This is a genomic window from Psychrobacillus insolitus (genome assembly GCF_003254155.1).
GTDB lineage: Bacteria > Bacillota > Bacilli > Bacillales_A > Planococcaceae > Psychrobacillus > Psychrobacillus insolitus.
Map to the genome: position 1 here is coordinate 1,098,332 of NZ_QKZI01000001.1, position 16,740 is coordinate 1,115,071.

Below are 16,740 nucleotides of genomic sequence, written 5' to 3' on the forward strand. Positions count from 1 at the left end.
TTTATACTTCCACAGTGACTTCTGCTGTTCTGCTAAAAAACTCACGGACTAGTTTTACAAACTGCTCTTCTTGTTCAATCATTGCCCAGTGCCCACATTTTTTAAATACATGTAACTCTGCATCCTCTAAATAATCTAATACATATAAACTACTTTCTAATGGTACAAATCTATCTTGATGGCCATGGATTAATAAGAATGGATTTTTCATTCTTTTCAATGCAGATGGAGGGACGAGCATATCCGATAACTGTGACTTCGAAAAATTTTCTTCATACGATTTACGTACATCTTCTCTTTCAAAAATTTGTAATCGTTCTGCTACAATATTGTCTATTAACTCTTCTTTTCCAGTGTCATCATATAAAAACCAGCGAAGAAGATTTTTAAATGCAACCGGGTTTGGATCTTTATGGAAGTTTGCTAGTTTTGCTAATTCTGGTGTTGGTTGCGTTAATCCGCCCCCTGCACCCATTAATACAATGCGGTCAAAACGTTCTGGGGCATACATAGCAAGATGCAAAGCAATAACCCCTCCTAACGAATTCCCCACTAAATGAACTTTTTCTAAATTTAATGAATCCATTAAATTTAACACTTGATTTACGCGCTCAGTCATCCACTGAGCTCCATTTTTTGGATAGACAATCGGATGATCTGTATCCGCAAAACCTAATATATCTGGAGCCACTACATGAAATTTATCACTCAGTTGTGGTAATATATGTTTCCAGTTTGCTTGAGCACTTGCTCCTGGACCACTTCCATGAAGAAAAATAATAGTTTCTGAATTTCCATTTCCTCCTTCATGCATATAAGATTCATAACTTCCCGTTTTAACTTTTCTTGATATAACTGACATTGACTCATCTCCTACTTCCATTAAAATTTTAGACTGATTATTATATGATTAAACTTCCTAGATTAACTCAAATTCACTTGTAAATTTGTAAACTAAAATTTTAGCTAGTTCAAAAAAATTTACTTATTTTACTTCACTGAATCTTTGAGCAGACTATAATAACCAGCTCAAAGATATTCAGTTAATTAATAACATAATTCGAATATTAAGAAAATTCACCCTTCAAGCGCATCTAAACAAAATCCTAATAGTTACTCAAAAGATACTTGTGTATCTGTTGCATCTTGTGTAGGTATTTTTACAGCTACAAACCAAACTACAGCTAAGATAAACAAACCAACTGTACTTATTAGTAATGGGAATCTACCAATGTCTTGATTTAGTACATTTAATATAGCAGCAAAAACAAATGGTCCCATAATGCCACCTACTCCTTGTGCTGCCACAGCTAATCCTACAAATGAATTATTAGCTCCTTTAGGAGTAGCATCAGAAATTCGTGCAAACACACCTGGAATTCCAATTCCCATACCTATGCCACCAATAACACTACCCACAAAAATCATCGGTAGGCTATAGGATAAATAACAAATCCCCATTCCTATACCAGTTAAAAATACTGCTAGAGGCAAATACGTGACTTGAAATTTACTCTTGATCATTCCAAAAACCACCCCTGCTAAAAGGGTTCCAAAAGTAAATACAGATATTGCAAGCCCCGCTTCAGTAGCATTACCTAAATTTTCTCCCTGAATAACTACTGAAATATTAGTAACATAGCCAAAAATTAATGCTGAGAAAAACACCTGACCAAATGATACTCCGTATACAACTTTAGGTATCTTAACCTTCTGCAATGAATGTAATTCAACTTCATCTCTCTTCTCTGGTTCTGGTAAAAATAAGAAAGTAATTGCTAGAATCCAAATTGGGAATAAATATGTTAAGAACCCATATTGCCAACCGTATGCATCAGCCAAAATACCACCTACTAATTGGAAGAAAATAGCACCTACGCATGCAATTGTAGAAGCACCAAAACCAATTAAGAAATCACGTTCTCTATTTTCAAAGAAATCTGAGATAATATCCACTGAGAGTGGCATTGTTATCCCTACACCTAGTCCTAAAAGACCTCGGAATGCAATAATTAAGGGCAGACTATCTAAAAAGAAAGGCATTACACCGCCAATAATAAATAAAGTTAATCCAGTGAATAACAGTGTTCTTTTCTTGAATATTCGAGAAAGTTTACCATAAAAGAGTGCCGGAACGATTTGAATTAATCCTGGGAATGTTGCAACAAGCATTACAATTGTCGGATTGTAATTTGGAAATGCCGCAATGATATCTGCCATAATAGATCCGGCTACTCCAGCAGCTACGTCCTGGAATGCAATAATAACGATTAAAAATTTCAAGAAATTTTTACTAATCCCTTTTTTCATCAAGTATGCCCCTTTCAATTTGGCTAAGCATTTTAAACCCACACTAATAGCAAAAAAATATTGCAAAGATACTTTAAAGATTTAAAGTCAGGCAAAATGAAGCGTTTTCATTTCCTAACTCAATAATATTCTTTAAGATTTTCGTTTGCAATACTTTCTAAATTTTCAGTTATTTATTTGTGGTTTATTGATGAGAAACTACTATTTTTTACTACCCTTCTTTTACTAATATAGGATTAGTATGCTTTCTTTTTGCAAATTCAGTTAGAACGAAGCCTTCTGCTTTTCTTAAATGTCTTTCCATTAATTCACGAACAAGAAATGCATCACTTTCCTGAAGTGCTTGAAAAATCAAACGATGTTCTAATTGAGACTGTTCTCTATAATGATCCTTAAAAATATCATGCGTAAATTGCACATAATTAAGATAATCCCAGTTAGATTTATTTAATTTATAAGCATATTCATTCTTTGATGATTGATAAATAGTCATATGGAATGCATGATCAAGTTTTTCATATTCCAGATTTGATGTAGCATTTTCCATGTTGTCCAGAAGAATTGATAGTTCATTCAATTGTTGCTGATTTATAAAATGTGCAGCATGCTCAGCCATATAAACATCTATTGAAACCGATAAAGAAAGCCTCTCATGCAATTCACGTAATGATGGAGCCTTTATAAACACACCTACTTGAGGTGTAATAGTTACATAGCCTTCTTGTTCAAGCTGTGTTAAAGCTTTTTGAATTGGTGTTCTACTCATATTTAACTCATTTGCAAGTTGGTTAATATCAAGCATTTGTTTTTCTGTAAATCGATTTTCAATAATCATTTGCTTTATAATATTAAAAGCCTGTGTCTTTTTCACTATTACTTCTCCCTACTCTAATTCGATATCCCCTAACACCTTTAATGCATCTAACATGATCCAAATATCATACGATTCCTTGGGATTTCGTAAATCCTTTTTTAATAATTCTTCGAGTTTTGAAATACGATACATTAATCCACTCATTGAAAGAGATAGATCTTTCATCGACTGTTGTAAGTTTCCGCCATTTCCTAGAAAAACATATAAAGTCTTCAATAACTCCTGCTTTTTTTGTTCCTTCAAGTCGAAAATAGGTTTTAGTTCTTTAATAGCAAGACGCCGTATACTTTCCATATTATTAGAATTGATCAAAGTTCCGACAATACTCATGTCTTCAAACTTTACTAACGTTGCATGATTCATCCTTAATACAATATCCGCTTCTTCTAATCTTTCCTTAATCATTCCCACGTCATCTGTAACATTACTTAAACCAATGCGACACTGTATTTTTGGCAATATGGAATTAAGATGCTTAATCATATTTCTTACCTTAATTTCAAAACCTTCTAATCGAGGTAACAGCAAAACAATTGATCCTTCAAATTGGGTAAGTAATATTTTATACCCTTGCATCTCTAAATATTGTATAAGGCTTTTCATTATACTCTGATATGCATCTTCAACAATTTCCACATTGTCATTTCCCTCACAAATTAAACGAGCAATATAAAAAGGGTCATCCAGATGAATACCAACATAGTATCCTCTATAGATTACATTCGATTTAGAAGTATACTGGTTTAATAAAAGTTGCTCTAAGAAGTAGCCTTTCATATTTTCATATGCTTCAAAAGTTGTTTTTTCATTCAGAAAACATAAAGAAACTACAGTTGCTGCTCGTTCAATAAACGAAATTACTTGCTCTTCAAAATTAACGCCTTTTGTAGAAATAAACGTGATGTAGCCAATAATTTGTTTTTGAATAATAATAGGTGAAATAATCCTAGAATGCATAGTAGCCTTTATTACATTTGTCTTTTCATATTTCAAAAAATAATTTTCCCCATTATTTGTTTGCATTAAACAATTGCGTAAATCCGCATTTAAAATATCATACTCTTCATAGCTTATTCCTCTAAATACCTTGGGTTTAAAACTCAAATCTTCAATTGATACTGGGATATCTAAGAGTTCATAGACTGATGTAATAATTTCATCTAAAGTTGCTCCATCTATGACTTTCTGTGTTAATGTATTGTGAAAACCGGAGATTTTTTCCACATTATTTCTTTGCTCTAAAAGCTGCTCGTATGTGTATTCTAATTCATCGATAATACTTTTATCTTCGTAATACTTTATCTCTTCTTGCATTTCAGTGCCCCACTCTTCTTCCACACGCACTTCAAATGTACAGTCTTTATGCCCCATGGCCATGCACGTGACTTCTTTGGCATAAATATTACGTCCACAAGCTGTCGTCATGTAACCGCTTGCATACCCAGTTAAAGTATGACATACAGGTTCATCTGAAATTCCGTGGTTTTTCAAATGTTCCTCTGCTTCAAATGAATCGAACCAAGTTCCTTTTGCATACATTTCTTTTACTTCTTGTTGCTCTGTAAAATTAATCGTTCTTTCTGTTGTTACTCCACTAATTTGTCCTGTCTCTAAATGTAGAGATGATGCTTTGTCCACTAACTTCAAAATATCTTTTTCTTCCAGCATTAATTCTTTGAGATGACTCTCTGCTAAATGCCATCCATTACGCAATAAAAATCCTTTTGCTCTTTTAACACCTAAGTTTTTAATAAGTTCTTTTCTTAATTGACCAAATGTAGCTGATGTAGTTAGTATTGTTTTATCCTTCAATAAGTCAATTTCATTTTTTAGTATATTCATTTGATTCACCCCACTAAAATTCTAACAATATATAATATTCTGTAAATGATGCAAAATGCCTATATTTCTCTATTTTTGGACTGCGTTAAAATTTTAGTTAATAATAAATCGACATAAAAAGACGTCCACCAACAAATCGGTGGACGTCTTTTTATGTTATTTCAACAATCCTTCTTTTAAATCATTATGCCACTTAGTCAGCATTGGAAGATCCTCTTCTGAAATAGAACCTGATTCTTTTGCTGCATTCGTTAAGGCATCATAATTCGTTAAGCTGACAACTGAAATGCCTGCTTCTTTGAATGCCTCTTCCGCTTTTGGAAGACCATAAGAGAAAATACTTACTACGCCAAGTACTTCTAAGCCTTCTTTTTGAAGTGCCTCTACTGCTACTAAACTACTTCCTCCAGTAGAGATTAGATCTTCAATGACTACCACTTTTTGGCCTGCGACTACTTTTCCTTCGATTTGATTGCCACGTCCATGCTCTTTTGCTTTTGAACGAACATACATCATAGGAATTTCTAGCACATCACTTACCCATGCAGCGTGTGGAATACCTGCAGTTGCAGTTCCTGCTACAGCTTCTGTTCCAGGAAAGTTTTTTTCAATTGCTTTAGCCAATCCCTTGGCAATTTTTTTGCGTATTGCAGGTGATGACATTGTAATGCGGTTATCACAGTAGATTGGAGATTTAATACCGGAAGCCCATGTGAAAAGGTCATTTGGTTTAATTTCTACTGCCCCTACTTTAAGTAGTGCTTTTGCAATTTTGTTTTCTAATGTCATGCGTGTTCCTCCCACATATTTAAGATAGTTTTGTATGCTTCTACTGGGTTTGTTGCTTTTGTGATGGCACGGCCAACGACAATATGAGATGAACCTAAGATTCGTGCGTTTGCAGGAGTTGCAACACGAACTTGATCATGTGCATTCCCTTTCGCTAAACGAATTCCTGGAGTAACTCTTAAAAACTCATTGCCACATGCTTCTGCAATCTTTTTCGCTTCTAAAACGGAACAAACTACGCCGTCTAAGTTTGCACTTTTCGCTAGTTTTGCATAGTGAACAACAGAATCGTCGATCGTCGTTTGAATCAGTTGCTCTTGTTGCATTTGCTGTTCAGAAGTTGAAGTTAGTTGAGTTACTGCGATAATAGAAGGTCTTTTATTGCCTGCAGTTGTGCCTGCTTCTAAACCTTCACGCGCAGCGATCATCATAGCAACTCCGCCTGCAGCATGCACATTTACTAAGTCTGCTCCTAAACGAGCAAGACCTTTCATTGCTTGGCCTACTGTGTTTGGAATATCATGCAATTTCAAATCTAGAAATACATCATGACCCATTTCTTTCAATTTATATACGATGGAAGGACCTTCTTGTAGATAAAGTTCCATACCAACTTTTACAAATAGTGATTGTTCAAAAGGTGTTAGAAATTGATATGCATCTTTAGCAGAAGCGAAGTCTAATGCAATAATCGGACTGTTTTTCATAGTCGATGACTCCTTCCTACTAATTCAGATACTGTTTTAAAACCAAGTTCATTTAATTTTTCTGGAAGTTGTTCGATTAAATTTGGACAAACAAATGGATCAACGAAGTTTGCTGTTCCTACTGCAACTGCACTCGCACCTGCAGATAAGAAGTCAATTACATCGTCAATTGTAGAAATTCCACCCATTCCGATAATAGGAATAGACACTTGTTTTGCTACATCATAAACCATGCGCAAGGCAACAGGTTTAATAGCTGGTCCTGATAATCCACCAGTCACATTTGCAATAACAGGACGGCCAGTTTTTGTATCTAAACGCATGCCAAGTAGTGTATTAATCATGGTGATGCCGTCAGCTCCACCTGCTTCTACTGCTTTTGCAATTTCTCCAATATCAGTTACATTCGGAGATAATTTCACATACACAGGAACAGAGGAAACTGCTTTTACTGCTCTGGTTAATTCTTCCGCTATAATCGGATCAGTACCGAATGTAATACCACCTTGTTTAACGTTTGGACAAGAAATATTTAACTCAAGTGCGTGTACATTTGGTGCTTTTGAAATCGCTTCTGCTACAGCTACATAATCCTCTGTAGTATAACCTGCTACATTTGCGATAATCGGCACTTCATATTGTTCAAGCCAAGTTAGTTCGTTTTCCATCACTTTTGTTAATCCAGGGTTTTGTAAACCAATGGCATTTAACATTCCTGCTGGAGTTTCTGCTACACGTGGCGTTGGATTTCCGCGTCTTGTCTCAGGCGTTGTAGCTTTTATCATAATTGCCCCGAGCTTTGATAAATCATATAATTGTGCATATTCTTTACCAAAACCAAAACAACCAGAAGCTGGCATGATTGGATTTTTCAATGAAAGACCTGGTAATTCGACCGCTAATCTATTCATACTTGAACAACTCCTGACGGGAACACTGGACCATCTGAACAAACTTTCACATAATCAACATCCATTTTTTCTGTTGTATCACATACACAAGCAAAACATGCACCGATTCCACAACCCATACGCTGTTCGAACGATAAGTATCCTTCTTTTTCTGGGTACATTTTTTCAAGTGCCGCGAGCATTGGCGTTGGTCCACAGCTATAGTACACTGCAAAATCATCTGTTAATGTTTCCAATACATTTGTCACAAAACCTTTAGTTCCATAAGAACCATCTGCCGTAACGATATGTGTTTCACCAAGTTCTTGGAATTGTTTTTCATAAAAGACTACATCTTTCGATTGGAAACCGAGTACATGAATTGGTTGTACTCCTCTTTCAACAAGTCTTTTTGATAACTCGTACAAAGGCGGAACACCAATTCCTCCACCAACAAGTAGCGCTTTTTGTCCCGCTTCTACTTTATCAACTGGAAAACCGTTTCCAAGGGGTCCAAGTACATCGACTTGGTCTCCTTGTTTTTTTTCAGAAAGAAGCGTTGTTCCTCTTCCATCTGCACGGTAAATCATTGTAAATTCTTGTGTTTCTTTATCTATGGAAGATATACTAATCGGTCTTCTAAGCAAAGGTTCTAATTGATCAGACACACGTATATGAACAAATTGTCCTGGTTGTTTCATATCCAGTACAAGGTCTCCAATTAATGTTAGCTCAAAAATGTTCGTCGCAATTTGTTGTTGATTTACGACTTGCATTTGCCCTTGTCTAATCATGCGCGAACCTCCTGATGTTGCATCGTTTCTGTAGAGAAAGTCATCGATTCTATTACTCGTAACATTGCTTCAGCTGTATCTAAAGAAGTTAAACATGGAATACCATTTTCAACAGACTCTCTACGAATACGGAAGCCATCACGTTCTGGTTGCATACCTTTTGTTAATGTATTAATAACAAATTGCGCGTTACCTTTTTGAATTACATCTAATAATGTAGTACCCTTAGAGCCAATTTTATCAACTATGTCAACTCTTATGCCAGCTTTTTGAATTGCTTCTGCAGTTCCTTTTGTAGCAATAATACTGAAACCAATTTTATCAAATCTCTTAGCAATTTCTACTGCTTCTTCTTTATCTTTTTCTGCAATTGTCATTAAGACTGACCCGTGATCCTTGATAACCATTCCTGAAGCAACTAAGCCTTTGTATAATGCTTTTTCAAGTGTAATGTCTTTACCCATTACTTCCCCAGTAGATTTCATCTCGGGTCCAAGCGTAATATCTACACGACGAAGTTTCGCAAAGCTAAATACTGGAACTTTTACATATACTCCTGGACTATTTGGAGCAAGGCCAGGTGTGAAACCTTGTTCGACAATCGATTGCCCTAAAATTGCTTTTGTAGCAATATTCGCCATTGGTATAGATGTAATTTTACTTAAGAATGGCACTGTACGACTTGAACGTGGATTTACTTCAATTACATATACTTCATCTTTGGAGATAACGTATTGAATGTTCATTAATCCGACGATTTTCAAACCTTTTGCAAGACGAGTTGTGTAGTCCACAAGTGTATCAATATGTGTTTGTGAAAGCTTTTGCGGTGGATACACAGCAATCGAGTCACCAGAGTGAACTCCTGCGCGTTCGATATGTTCCATAATTCCAGGAATTAATACATTTTCTCCATCACAAATTGCATCTACTTCAATTTCTGTTCCAGTTAAGTAACGGTCAATTAACACTGGTTTTTCTGGGCTCGCTTCAACTGCATGCTCCATATAATATTTGATCTCATCGGCAGTATAAACGATTTGCATCGCACGACCACCAAGTACGTAAGAAGGTCTAACCAATACTGGATATCCAATTTCATTGGCAATTACTACTGCTTCTTCAACCGATACAGCAGTTTTACCAAGTGGTTGAGGAATATCGATTTCATGAAGGGCAGCTTCAAACTTGTTACGATTTTCTGCACGGTCGATGTCTTCTAGCGTAGTACCTAGAATTTTCACGCCTCTTTCTTCAAGTCCAGCTGCTAAATTGATAGCAGTTTGTCCACCAAATTGTACAACTACACCCATTGGCTTTTCAAGATCGACAATATGCATCACATCTTCAAGTGTTAATGGCTCAAAGTATAATTTGTCTGAAATGGAGAAGTCAGTTGAAACTGTTTCAGGGTTGTTATTGATGATAATTGCTTCATATCCAGCTTCTTTAATAGCCCAAACTGAGTGAACTGTTGCATAGTCAAACTCTACCCCTTGACCAATACGGATTGGACCAGAACCTAATACAATAACACTTTCTTTTTCTGTACGAACAGATTCATTTTCATCTTCATATGTTCCATAGAAGTACGGAGTTTCAGATTCAAACTCTCCTGCACAAGTATCAACCATTTTATATACTGGCACGATGCCATGTTCTTTTTTAAAGTTATATACTTCTAATTCTTTCACATTCCAATATTTTGAAATTGTTTGATCTGCAAAGCCCATACGTTTTGCTTTGTATAAAACTTCTTGGTCAAATGGATTTGCTTGAATTACTTTTTCAAACTGAACAATATTTTGTAGTTTGTTCAAGAAGAACTCATCAATTTGGCTCCACTCGTGAATTGTCTCAACCGATACTCCTCTACGAAGAGCTTCACCGATGAAGAATAATCGCTCATCTCCTGCACGACGAATGCGTTTTTCCATCCATTCGTCCGTAATTGATTCACTGTTTTTCATCTCAATATGAAAATGTCCTGTTTCAAGAGAACGAACTGATTTAAGAATTGCTTCTTCAAACGTACGTCCAAGAGACATTACTTCTCCAGTTGCTTTCATTTGTGTACCAAGATTACGTTTTGCTGATTCAAATTTATCGAATGGCCATCTTGGTATTTTCGCAACAATATAGTCCAATGCTGGCTCAAAGCAAGCGTATGTTTTTTGCGTTACTGGGTTCATCATTTCATCTAATGTTAAACCTACTGCAATTTTTGCCGCAAGTTTAGCAATTGGGTAACCAGTTGCTTTAGATGCAAGTGCGGAAGAACGGCTTACACGCGGGTTAACCTCAATAATATAGTAATTGAAGCTATGTGGATCAAGTGCTAATTGTACGTTACATCCACCTTCAATTTTAAGTGCACGAATAATTTTTAGAGATACATTACGAAGCATTTGATTTTCACGGTCAGATAATGTTTGTGTTGGAGCAACTACGATTGAATCTCCTGTATGAATCCCAACAGCATCGAAGTTTTCCATATTACATACAACAATTGCGTTGTCTGCAGAGTCACGCATTACTTCATACTCAATCTCTTTATATCCAGCAATCGATCTTTCAAGCAAACATTGTGTAACTGGGCTGTATTTTAAACCACTTGTCACAATTTCAGCTAAATCTGTATCATTGTGACAAATACCGCCGCCTGTTCCACCCATTGTAAATGCTGGGCGAACGATTACTGGGTAACCAATTCGTTCAACGAATGCTTTCGCTTCTTCAAGATTATGGATAATATCACTATCTGGAACTGGTTCATTTAATTCATGCATTAGTGTACGGAATAGATCACGGTCTTCTGCTTTGTGAATTGCATCTAGTTTTGTACCCAATATTTCGATTCCAAGTTCATCTAAAATACCTGATTCGTCAAGCTCAATCGCCATATTCAAGCCAGTTTGTCCACCTAGTGTAGGCAAAATTGCATCTGGACGTTCTTTACGAATGATTTTACTAACAAACGGCAATGTAAGTGGTTCAATATAAACTTTATCGGCAATTTCCGTATCCGTCATAATTGTGGCAGGATTCGAATTCACTAGAATAACGCTATATCCTTCTTCTCTTAGTGAAATACAAGCTTGTGTACCAGCATAGTCAAATTCAGCAGCTTGTCCAATTACAATTGGACCGGAACCGATTACTAATATTGTTTTTATATCTTTACGTTTAGGCATTAGAATTCTCCTTTTTGCTCTCTAGATTCATTAATTCAATAAATTCGTCAAATAAGTGTTTAGAATCTTCAGGTCCTGATGATCCTTCTGGATGGAACTGAACACAAAATATTGGGAATTTTGTATGTCTTACCCCTTCAACAGTGCCGTCATTTAACGCTACATGTGTTATTTCTAAATCTGTTTTGGCAATGGAATCTGCATCAATTGCATAACCATGGTTTTGAGAAGTTAATTCTGTTCTTCCAGTTCTTAGATCTTTTACTGGATGATTTCCTCCGCGATGACCAAATTTCAATTTGAAAGATGTGGCACCACTTGCAAGTGAAATAAGTTGATGCCCAAGACATACTCCGAAAATCGGCACTTTTCCGATAATTCCTTTTACCATTTCAATTGCTTCTGGGATTTCTGTTGGGTCCCCAGGTCCATTTGATAACATGACACCATCTGGGAACATACCTAAAATTTCTTTCGCGGATGTGTTATAAGGAACGACAATGATATCGCAATCACGTTTGTTTAGTTCTCTTAAAATGCCGTGTTTCATACCGAAATCTACAAGGACGACTCTTTTTCCACGTCCTGGACTTGGGTAAGGACGAGTAATAGAAACTTGTTCTACTACGTTTCTTGGGATTTCAGTAGTTTGAAGTTCTTTCACTACTTGATCCACGTTTACCTCTTCACCAGCATTTGTAAGTTTTCCTTTTAAAGAACCATGCATACGAATAATGCGGGTTAACTTTCTTGTATCAATTCCTTCAATTCCCGGAACGTTTTTCGCTTCTAAAAATTCATTTAACGTACCAGTACTTCTGAAATTCGATGGTTGCTCAGCAAGTTCTCTTACAACTACTCCCGAAAGTCCAATCTTAATCGCTTCAAAGTCATCTGGATTAATACCATAGTTTCCAACCATCGGATAAGTAAATGTTAAAATTTGTCCACAGTTCGAAGGATCTGAAATTGATTCTTGATAGCCTGTCATGGCAGTTGTAAAAATGACTTCTCCAATTGTGCCTGCTTCACTTCCAAATGCGTTTCCTTTAAATACAGTACCATCTTCTAATATTAAGTATCTTGTTTTCATGCCTGCTCCTCCTGCCATACTATTTCTCCATTATAAATCGTTACTTGTGGCCAACCTGTACAAACCCAACCGTTGAAAGGTGTATTTTTTCCTTTAGACAAAAATGCTTCTTTATCAATTGCTTGTTCTTTTTCTAAGTCGATTAACACTAAATCAGCTGGAGCTCCTACTTCAAGCTTTCCAAATTCGAATCCAAATACATCCGCTGGTTTATTTGTTAAATAGTCTAGTAATTGTTTTAATGTCCATTCACCATTTTTTACGAAATGAGTATATAAAAGTGGAAATGCTGTTTCTAAACCGACAATTCCAAATGGTGCATTTTCAAAGCCATTTGCTTTTTCTTCATCCGAATGCGGTGCATGGTCAGTTGCTACAAAATCTAACGTACCATCTAGTAACCCTTCACGTAGAGCAAGCATATCATCTTTTCCTCTAAGTGGTGGGTTCATTTTCCAAATTGCATCGTTAGAAGGAATATCGTCTTCACAAAGTAATAAGTGATGTGGGCTTACTTCGGCAGTGACATGTACTCCTGCTTTTTTAGCATCTCTAATTACTCGAACTGATTCTTTCGTACTTACATGACAGACATGGTAATGTGCCCCTGCTGCTTCTGCTAATAAGATATCTCTTGCAATATGTACCGATTCCGAAACAGCAGGAATACCTTTTAATCCTAATTCTACGTTTCTTTTTCCTTTGTGCATAACTCCACCATAAATTAATGTATTATCTTCACAGTGTGCGACAACTGGAATATTAAATTTTGCTGCTTCCTCCATTGCTTCAAGCATTGTTCCGGCAGCTTGAACACCAACACCGTCATCTGTTAAAGCAAATGCCCCAAGGCTTTTTAGCGCTTCAATATCCGTTCTTTCTTTTCCTGCTTGACGAATTGTAATCGATGCATATGGTAATACGCGAACTATCGCGCTCTTCTCAACTAAACCTAATACATGGGAGAAATTCTCTGCTGTGTCTGGTACTGGTCTAGTATTTGGCATTGCACAAATGGTTGTGTATCCACCTTTTGCAGCAGCTTTTGTACCAGTTTCAATCGTTTCTTTATGTTCTCCGCCTGGCTCGCGTAAATGTACATGAACATCGATAAACCCTGCGGAAAGTAGCATTCCTTTGCCGTCTATCACTTGTCCGTTTTCTGCAGTAACATGCTCACCTATTTTTGCAATTTTACCATCTTGTATAACAACTGAAGTTTTTTCTAAAATCCCCTCATTGTTTACTATTTGAACGTTTTGAATAATTTTCGTCATATTATTCTCTCCCTTTTAAAATCATTTCAATGACTGCCATGCGAATATAAACACCATTTTCTATTTGTTTAAAAATTCTAGAGCGATTACATTCAATTAGTTCACTTGCGATTTCAACATTTCTATTAAAAGGACCTGGATGCATAATAATTGCACTATCTTTCATCCTTTTTTCTCTTTCAATTGTTAACCCGTAATCAGCATGGTAACTTTCTTTTGAGAATGACGTTTTACCATCATGACGTTCATGTTGCACTCGAAGCATCATCATCACATCACTTGATTCAATCACTTCATCTATATTATTTACAGTATTGAATTCCCCTTGCCACTCTGGAGGACAAACAAAATTTACTTTTGCTCCTAATTTGATTAGTGCATCCGCATTTGACCTAGCAACTCTACTATGTGCAATGTCACCTACAATACTTATTACTTTGTTTTCTAACGTTCCAAATTCTTGTTGGATTGTCAATAAATCAAGCAGACTCTGTGTTGGATGATTCCCTGTTCCATCACCACCATTAATAATGACTGGTTTTACTTTATCTATTAATTCATCAAAGAAATTATTTTGTTCATGTCTTATGACAACCGCGTCCACACCAATTGATTCTAATGATTTTACTGTATCGTATAATGTTTCACCTTTTAATGTACTTGAAAAACCTGTTTCGAAGGGAAGTACATCTAATTGTAATTTTCGTTCGGCCATTTCAAAACTTGTTTTTGTTCGTGTACTAGGTTCAAAAAACAAATTTGTCATTGTATATTTTTTTGTTAAATTTGAACTCTCACCATCACGAAATGCTTGTGCTTGTGTTAATATAGCCATTATTTGTTCGACAGATAAATCTTTCATTGATACTAAGTTTTTCATTTAGATCCCCCTCTATCAAATAAAATTAAAACCTTCTCTTAAAAAGTCTCGAGAAGGTTCGTTTTGCGTAAATAAGTATATGCACTTTTGTAAAGTACCTACATATTTAGCCGAACCTTTTGCTGACTCACTGTTCAACTTATTAAAAGGTTTTTTATTCAGTTTGATGTAAATCTATACCCTCTGCTTCTTTTCTTCCAGGTAGGATGAGGTTTAGTATAACTCCTATGATTGCTGCTAAAGCCATGCCTTCAATGCTTAGAGATTCTGTAACAACAAGCTTTGCTCCGCCGATTCCAATTACTAAGATAACGGAAGCAATAACCAAGTTTCGGCTGTTGCCGAAGTCCACTTTTGCATCGACTAACATGCGTAGTCCACTTGCTGCTATAATCCCAAATAATAGGATAGAAACTCCGCCTAAAACTGCTGTAGGTATCGTAGAAATGACTGCCATTGCTTTTCCAAAGAATGAAAGTAGGATCGCTATTACTGCTGCTCCTAAAATCACATACACACTATATACTCGCGTAATTGCTAGCACGCCAATGTTTTCACCGTATGTTGTTTTTGGTGGTCCACCGATTAATGCACTAACTATTGTTCCCAAACCGTCACCTAGCAATGATCTATGTAATCCAGGTTCTTTTATATAATCTCTATCTACAACTTTACCTAGTACTAACTGATGTCCAATATGCTCTGAGATAGTTACAATAACAATCGGAACCATTATTAACAAAATATTAGATGTTACAACAAAGTCATAATGTACTCCAGGTATTAAAAAATCAGGTGAAGCAAACATTGTCGATTCTTTTATTGGAGTAAAATCAACAATTCCAATGATGATGGAATAAATATACCCTACTACCAAGCCAATTAAGATTGGCATTGTGCTGATGATATTTTTGAAGTACACAGTACAAATTATTGCTGTAAATAATGTGACAAGAGCTGCTGAGAAGTGTAGGAAGCTATATTCTTTTATACCTTCTGCATTTGTTATATTCATTGCCATGTCAACTGCTACTCCAGAAAGCCCTAGTCCGATAACCATGATGACTGGACCAACAACGATTGCAGGTAAAAGCTTCATTATCCATTTATGACCGCTCTTCCAGATTACAAGTGATACTACTCCATAAACTAATCCTACGAAAACCGCTCCGATCATTGCATTGCCTGGATTAATAGCTTGCCCAGATTCATCTAACCCATTTACTGCAATAATTATTGGTGCGATGAATGCGAAGGACGAACCCAAATATGCTGGCACTTGAAATTTCGTAACTAGTAGGAAAATAATTGTTGCAATCCCGCTCGTAAGTAACGCAATAGAAGGACTTAACCCAACTAATTGTGGTACCAAAATGGTAGAACCGAACATTGCGAACATATGCTGAAAGCTTAAGGTTATTAATTGCCCATTTGATGGCTTTTCATTTACATCTAATACTGCATTTGACATGTTCAATTCCACCTTTTAAAAAATATTATTCGTATATCGTGACAGCATCTATTCCATCTGTTTCAGTTACTTTTACTACAATCCTTTCATTGCTGGAAGTTGGGATATTCTTTCCTACATAATCTGCTCGAATAGGAAGTTCTCTATGTCCACGATCCACTAAAACTGCTAATTGAATTTGGGCTGGTCTACCTAAATCCATCACTGCATCCATTGCTGCTCTAACTGTTCTACCTGTATACAGTACATCATCTACAAGAATTACTTTTTTGTCCGTTACATCATGCGTAATATCTACTTGTTGTACCAAAGCCTCTTCTGAATCATTTTTTAAACTAAGATCATCTCTATATAATGTAATATCAAGTTCTCCAGTTTTAATCGCTTTCCCTTCAATACTTTCAATTCGTTCTGCAAGCCTCTTTGCAAGAAAAGCTCCTCGTGTTTTGATCCCAACAAGAATGCACTCTTCAATTCCTTTATTTCGTTCAATTATCTCATGTGCTATACGTGTTAACGCTCGGTTAATCGATTGTTCATCTAAAATACTCGCTTTTTCTGCCATCATGATCCTCCTATCTTTTTTAAATGTAAAGGCGCTGTAACTGGACATCTTTTT

The 16,740-nt window shown here is 36.1% G+C and carries 14 protein-coding genes; all 14 read right to left on the minus strand.

The features are described from left to right. Position 1: 1 nt before the first annotated feature. Positions 2 to 862 carry an alpha/beta fold hydrolase gene (locus C7437_RS05495; RefSeq protein WP_111438612.1) on the minus strand — a complete coding sequence of 287 codons (861 nt, stop codon included), beginning with the start codon at positions 860 to 862 and terminating at the stop codon, positions 2 to 4. Between the two features lie 251 nt (positions 863 to 1,113). Continuing rightward, positions 1,114 to 2,310: an MFS transporter gene (locus C7437_RS05500; protein ID WP_111438613.1), complete on the minus strand. Its 1,197-nt coding sequence runs from the start codon at positions 2,308 to 2,310 to the stop codon at positions 1,114 to 1,116. 211 nt (positions 2,311 to 2,521) lie between these two features. Further along, a complete protein-coding gene (locus C7437_RS05505; RefSeq protein WP_111438614.1) occupies positions 2,522 to 3,181 on the minus strand; it encodes a GntR family transcriptional regulator in 660 nt (219 codons plus the stop codon). A gap of 12 nt (positions 3,182 to 3,193) precedes the next feature. Then, positions 3,194 to 5,026, minus strand: a complete 1,833-nt coding sequence (locus tag C7437_RS05510) for a V4R domain-containing protein (protein WP_111438615.1) — start codon at positions 5,024 to 5,026, stop codon at positions 3,194 to 3,196. Positions 5,027 to 5,182: 156 nt separating this feature from the next. Further along, positions 5,183 to 5,815 (minus strand): orotate phosphoribosyltransferase, encoded by a 633-nt coding sequence (gene pyrE, locus C7437_RS05515; protein WP_111438616.1) that lies wholly within the window; start codon positions 5,813 to 5,815, stop codon positions 5,183 to 5,185. Further along, a complete protein-coding gene (gene pyrF / locus C7437_RS05520; protein ID WP_111438617.1) occupies positions 5,812 to 6,522 on the minus strand; it encodes an orotidine-5'-phosphate decarboxylase in 711 nt (236 codons plus the stop codon). Before pyrF ends, pyrE begins: the two co-directional genes overlap by 4 nt. Further along, positions 6,519 to 7,433 (minus strand): dihydroorotate dehydrogenase, encoded by a 915-nt coding sequence (locus C7437_RS05525; protein WP_111438618.1) that lies wholly within the window; start codon positions 7,431 to 7,433, stop codon positions 6,519 to 6,521. The genes pyrF and C7437_RS05525 overlap by 4 nt, the downstream gene beginning before the upstream one ends. Next, complete coding sequence (locus tag C7437_RS05530) at positions 7,430 to 8,206, minus strand: dihydroorotate dehydrogenase electron transfer subunit (RefSeq protein ID WP_111438619.1); 777 nt, start codon at positions 8,204 to 8,206, stop codon at positions 7,430 to 7,432. Before C7437_RS05530 ends, C7437_RS05525 begins: the two co-directional genes overlap by 4 nt. Continuing rightward, positions 8,203 to 11,400 carry a carbamoyl-phosphate synthase large subunit gene (gene carB / locus C7437_RS05535; RefSeq protein WP_111438620.1) on the minus strand — a complete coding sequence of 1,066 codons (3,198 nt, stop codon included), beginning with the start codon at positions 11,398 to 11,400 and terminating at the stop codon, positions 8,203 to 8,205. Before carB ends, C7437_RS05530 begins: the two co-directional genes overlap by 4 nt. After that, positions 11,393 to 12,493 (minus strand): carbamoyl phosphate synthase small subunit, encoded by a 1,101-nt coding sequence (locus C7437_RS05540; RefSeq protein WP_111438621.1) that lies wholly within the window; start codon positions 12,491 to 12,493, stop codon positions 11,393 to 11,395. Before C7437_RS05540 ends, carB begins: the two co-directional genes overlap by 8 nt. Continuing rightward, positions 12,490 to 13,770 (minus strand): dihydroorotase, encoded by a 1,281-nt coding sequence (locus C7437_RS05545; protein WP_111438622.1) that lies wholly within the window; start codon positions 13,768 to 13,770, stop codon positions 12,490 to 12,492. Before C7437_RS05545 ends, C7437_RS05540 begins: the two co-directional genes overlap by 4 nt. 1 nt (position 13,771) lies before the next feature. Beyond that, on the minus strand, positions 13,772 to 14,650 hold the full coding sequence (locus C7437_RS05550; RefSeq protein ID WP_111438623.1) for an aspartate carbamoyltransferase catalytic subunit: 879 nt from the start codon (positions 14,648 to 14,650) through the stop codon (positions 13,772 to 13,774). A 154-nt stretch (positions 14,651 to 14,804) separates the two neighbouring features. After that, positions 14,805 to 16,121 carry a uracil-xanthine permease family protein gene (locus C7437_RS05555; protein WP_111438624.1) on the minus strand — a complete coding sequence of 439 codons (1,317 nt, stop codon included), beginning with the start codon at positions 16,119 to 16,121 and terminating at the stop codon, positions 14,805 to 14,807. 25 nt (positions 16,122 to 16,146) lie between these two features. Further along, the gene (pyrR, locus tag C7437_RS05560) at positions 16,147 to 16,686 is read right to left on the minus strand and encodes a bifunctional pyr operon transcriptional regulator/uracil phosphoribosyltransferase PyrR (protein ID WP_111438625.1); all 540 of its coding nucleotides are present in this window, start codon (positions 16,684 to 16,686) and stop codon (positions 16,147 to 16,149) included. Between the last annotated feature and the right edge of the window lie 54 nt (positions 16,687 to 16,740).

What these genes read in the sequence shown, in the direction of transcription:
- C7437_RS05495 (WP_111438612.1), bottom strand. Translation starts at nt 862, where the DNA reads ATGTCAGTTATATCAAGAAAAGTTAAAACGGGAAGTTATGAATCTTAT.
- C7437_RS05500 (WP_111438613.1), bottom strand. Translation starts at nt 2,310, where the DNA reads ATGAAAAAAGGGATTAGTAAAAATTTCTTGAAATTTTTAATCGTTATT.
- C7437_RS05510 (WP_111438615.1), bottom strand. Translation starts at nt 5,026, where the DNA reads ATGAATATACTAAAAAATGAAATTGACTTATTGAAGGATAAAACAATA.
- pyrE (WP_111438616.1), bottom strand. Translation starts at nt 5,815, where the DNA reads ATGACATTAGAAAACAAAATTGCAAAAGCACTACTTAAAGTAGGGGCA.
- pyrF (WP_111438617.1), bottom strand. Translation starts at nt 6,522, where the DNA reads ATGAAAAACAGTCCGATTATTGCATTAGACTTCGCTTCTGCTAAAGAT.
- C7437_RS05525 (WP_111438618.1), bottom strand. Translation starts at nt 7,433, where the DNA reads ATGAATAGATTAGCGGTCGAATTACCAGGTCTTTCATTGAAAAATCCA.
- C7437_RS05530 (WP_111438619.1), bottom strand. Translation starts at nt 8,206, where the DNA reads ATGATTAGACAAGGGCAAATGCAAGTCGTAAATCAACAACAAATTGCG.
- carB (WP_111438620.1), bottom strand. Translation starts at nt 11,400, where the DNA reads ATGCCTAAACGTAAAGATATAAAAACAATATTAGTAATCGGTTCCGGT.
- C7437_RS05540 (WP_111438621.1), bottom strand. Translation starts at nt 12,493, where the DNA reads ATGAAAACAAGATACTTAATATTAGAAGATGGTACTGTATTTAAAGGA.
- C7437_RS05545 (WP_111438622.1), bottom strand. Translation starts at nt 13,770, where the DNA reads ATGACGAAAATTATTCAAAACGTTCAAATAGTAAACAATGAGGGGATT.
- C7437_RS05550 (WP_111438623.1), bottom strand. Translation starts at nt 14,650, where the DNA reads ATGAAAAACTTAGTATCAATGAAAGATTTATCTGTCGAACAAATAATG.
- C7437_RS05555 (WP_111438624.1), bottom strand. Translation starts at nt 16,121, where the DNA reads ATGTCAAATGCAGTATTAGATGTAAATGAAAAGCCATCAAATGGGCAA.
- pyrR (WP_111438625.1), bottom strand. Translation starts at nt 16,686, where the DNA reads ATGGCAGAAAAAGCGAGTATTTTAGATGAACAATCGATTAACCGAGCG.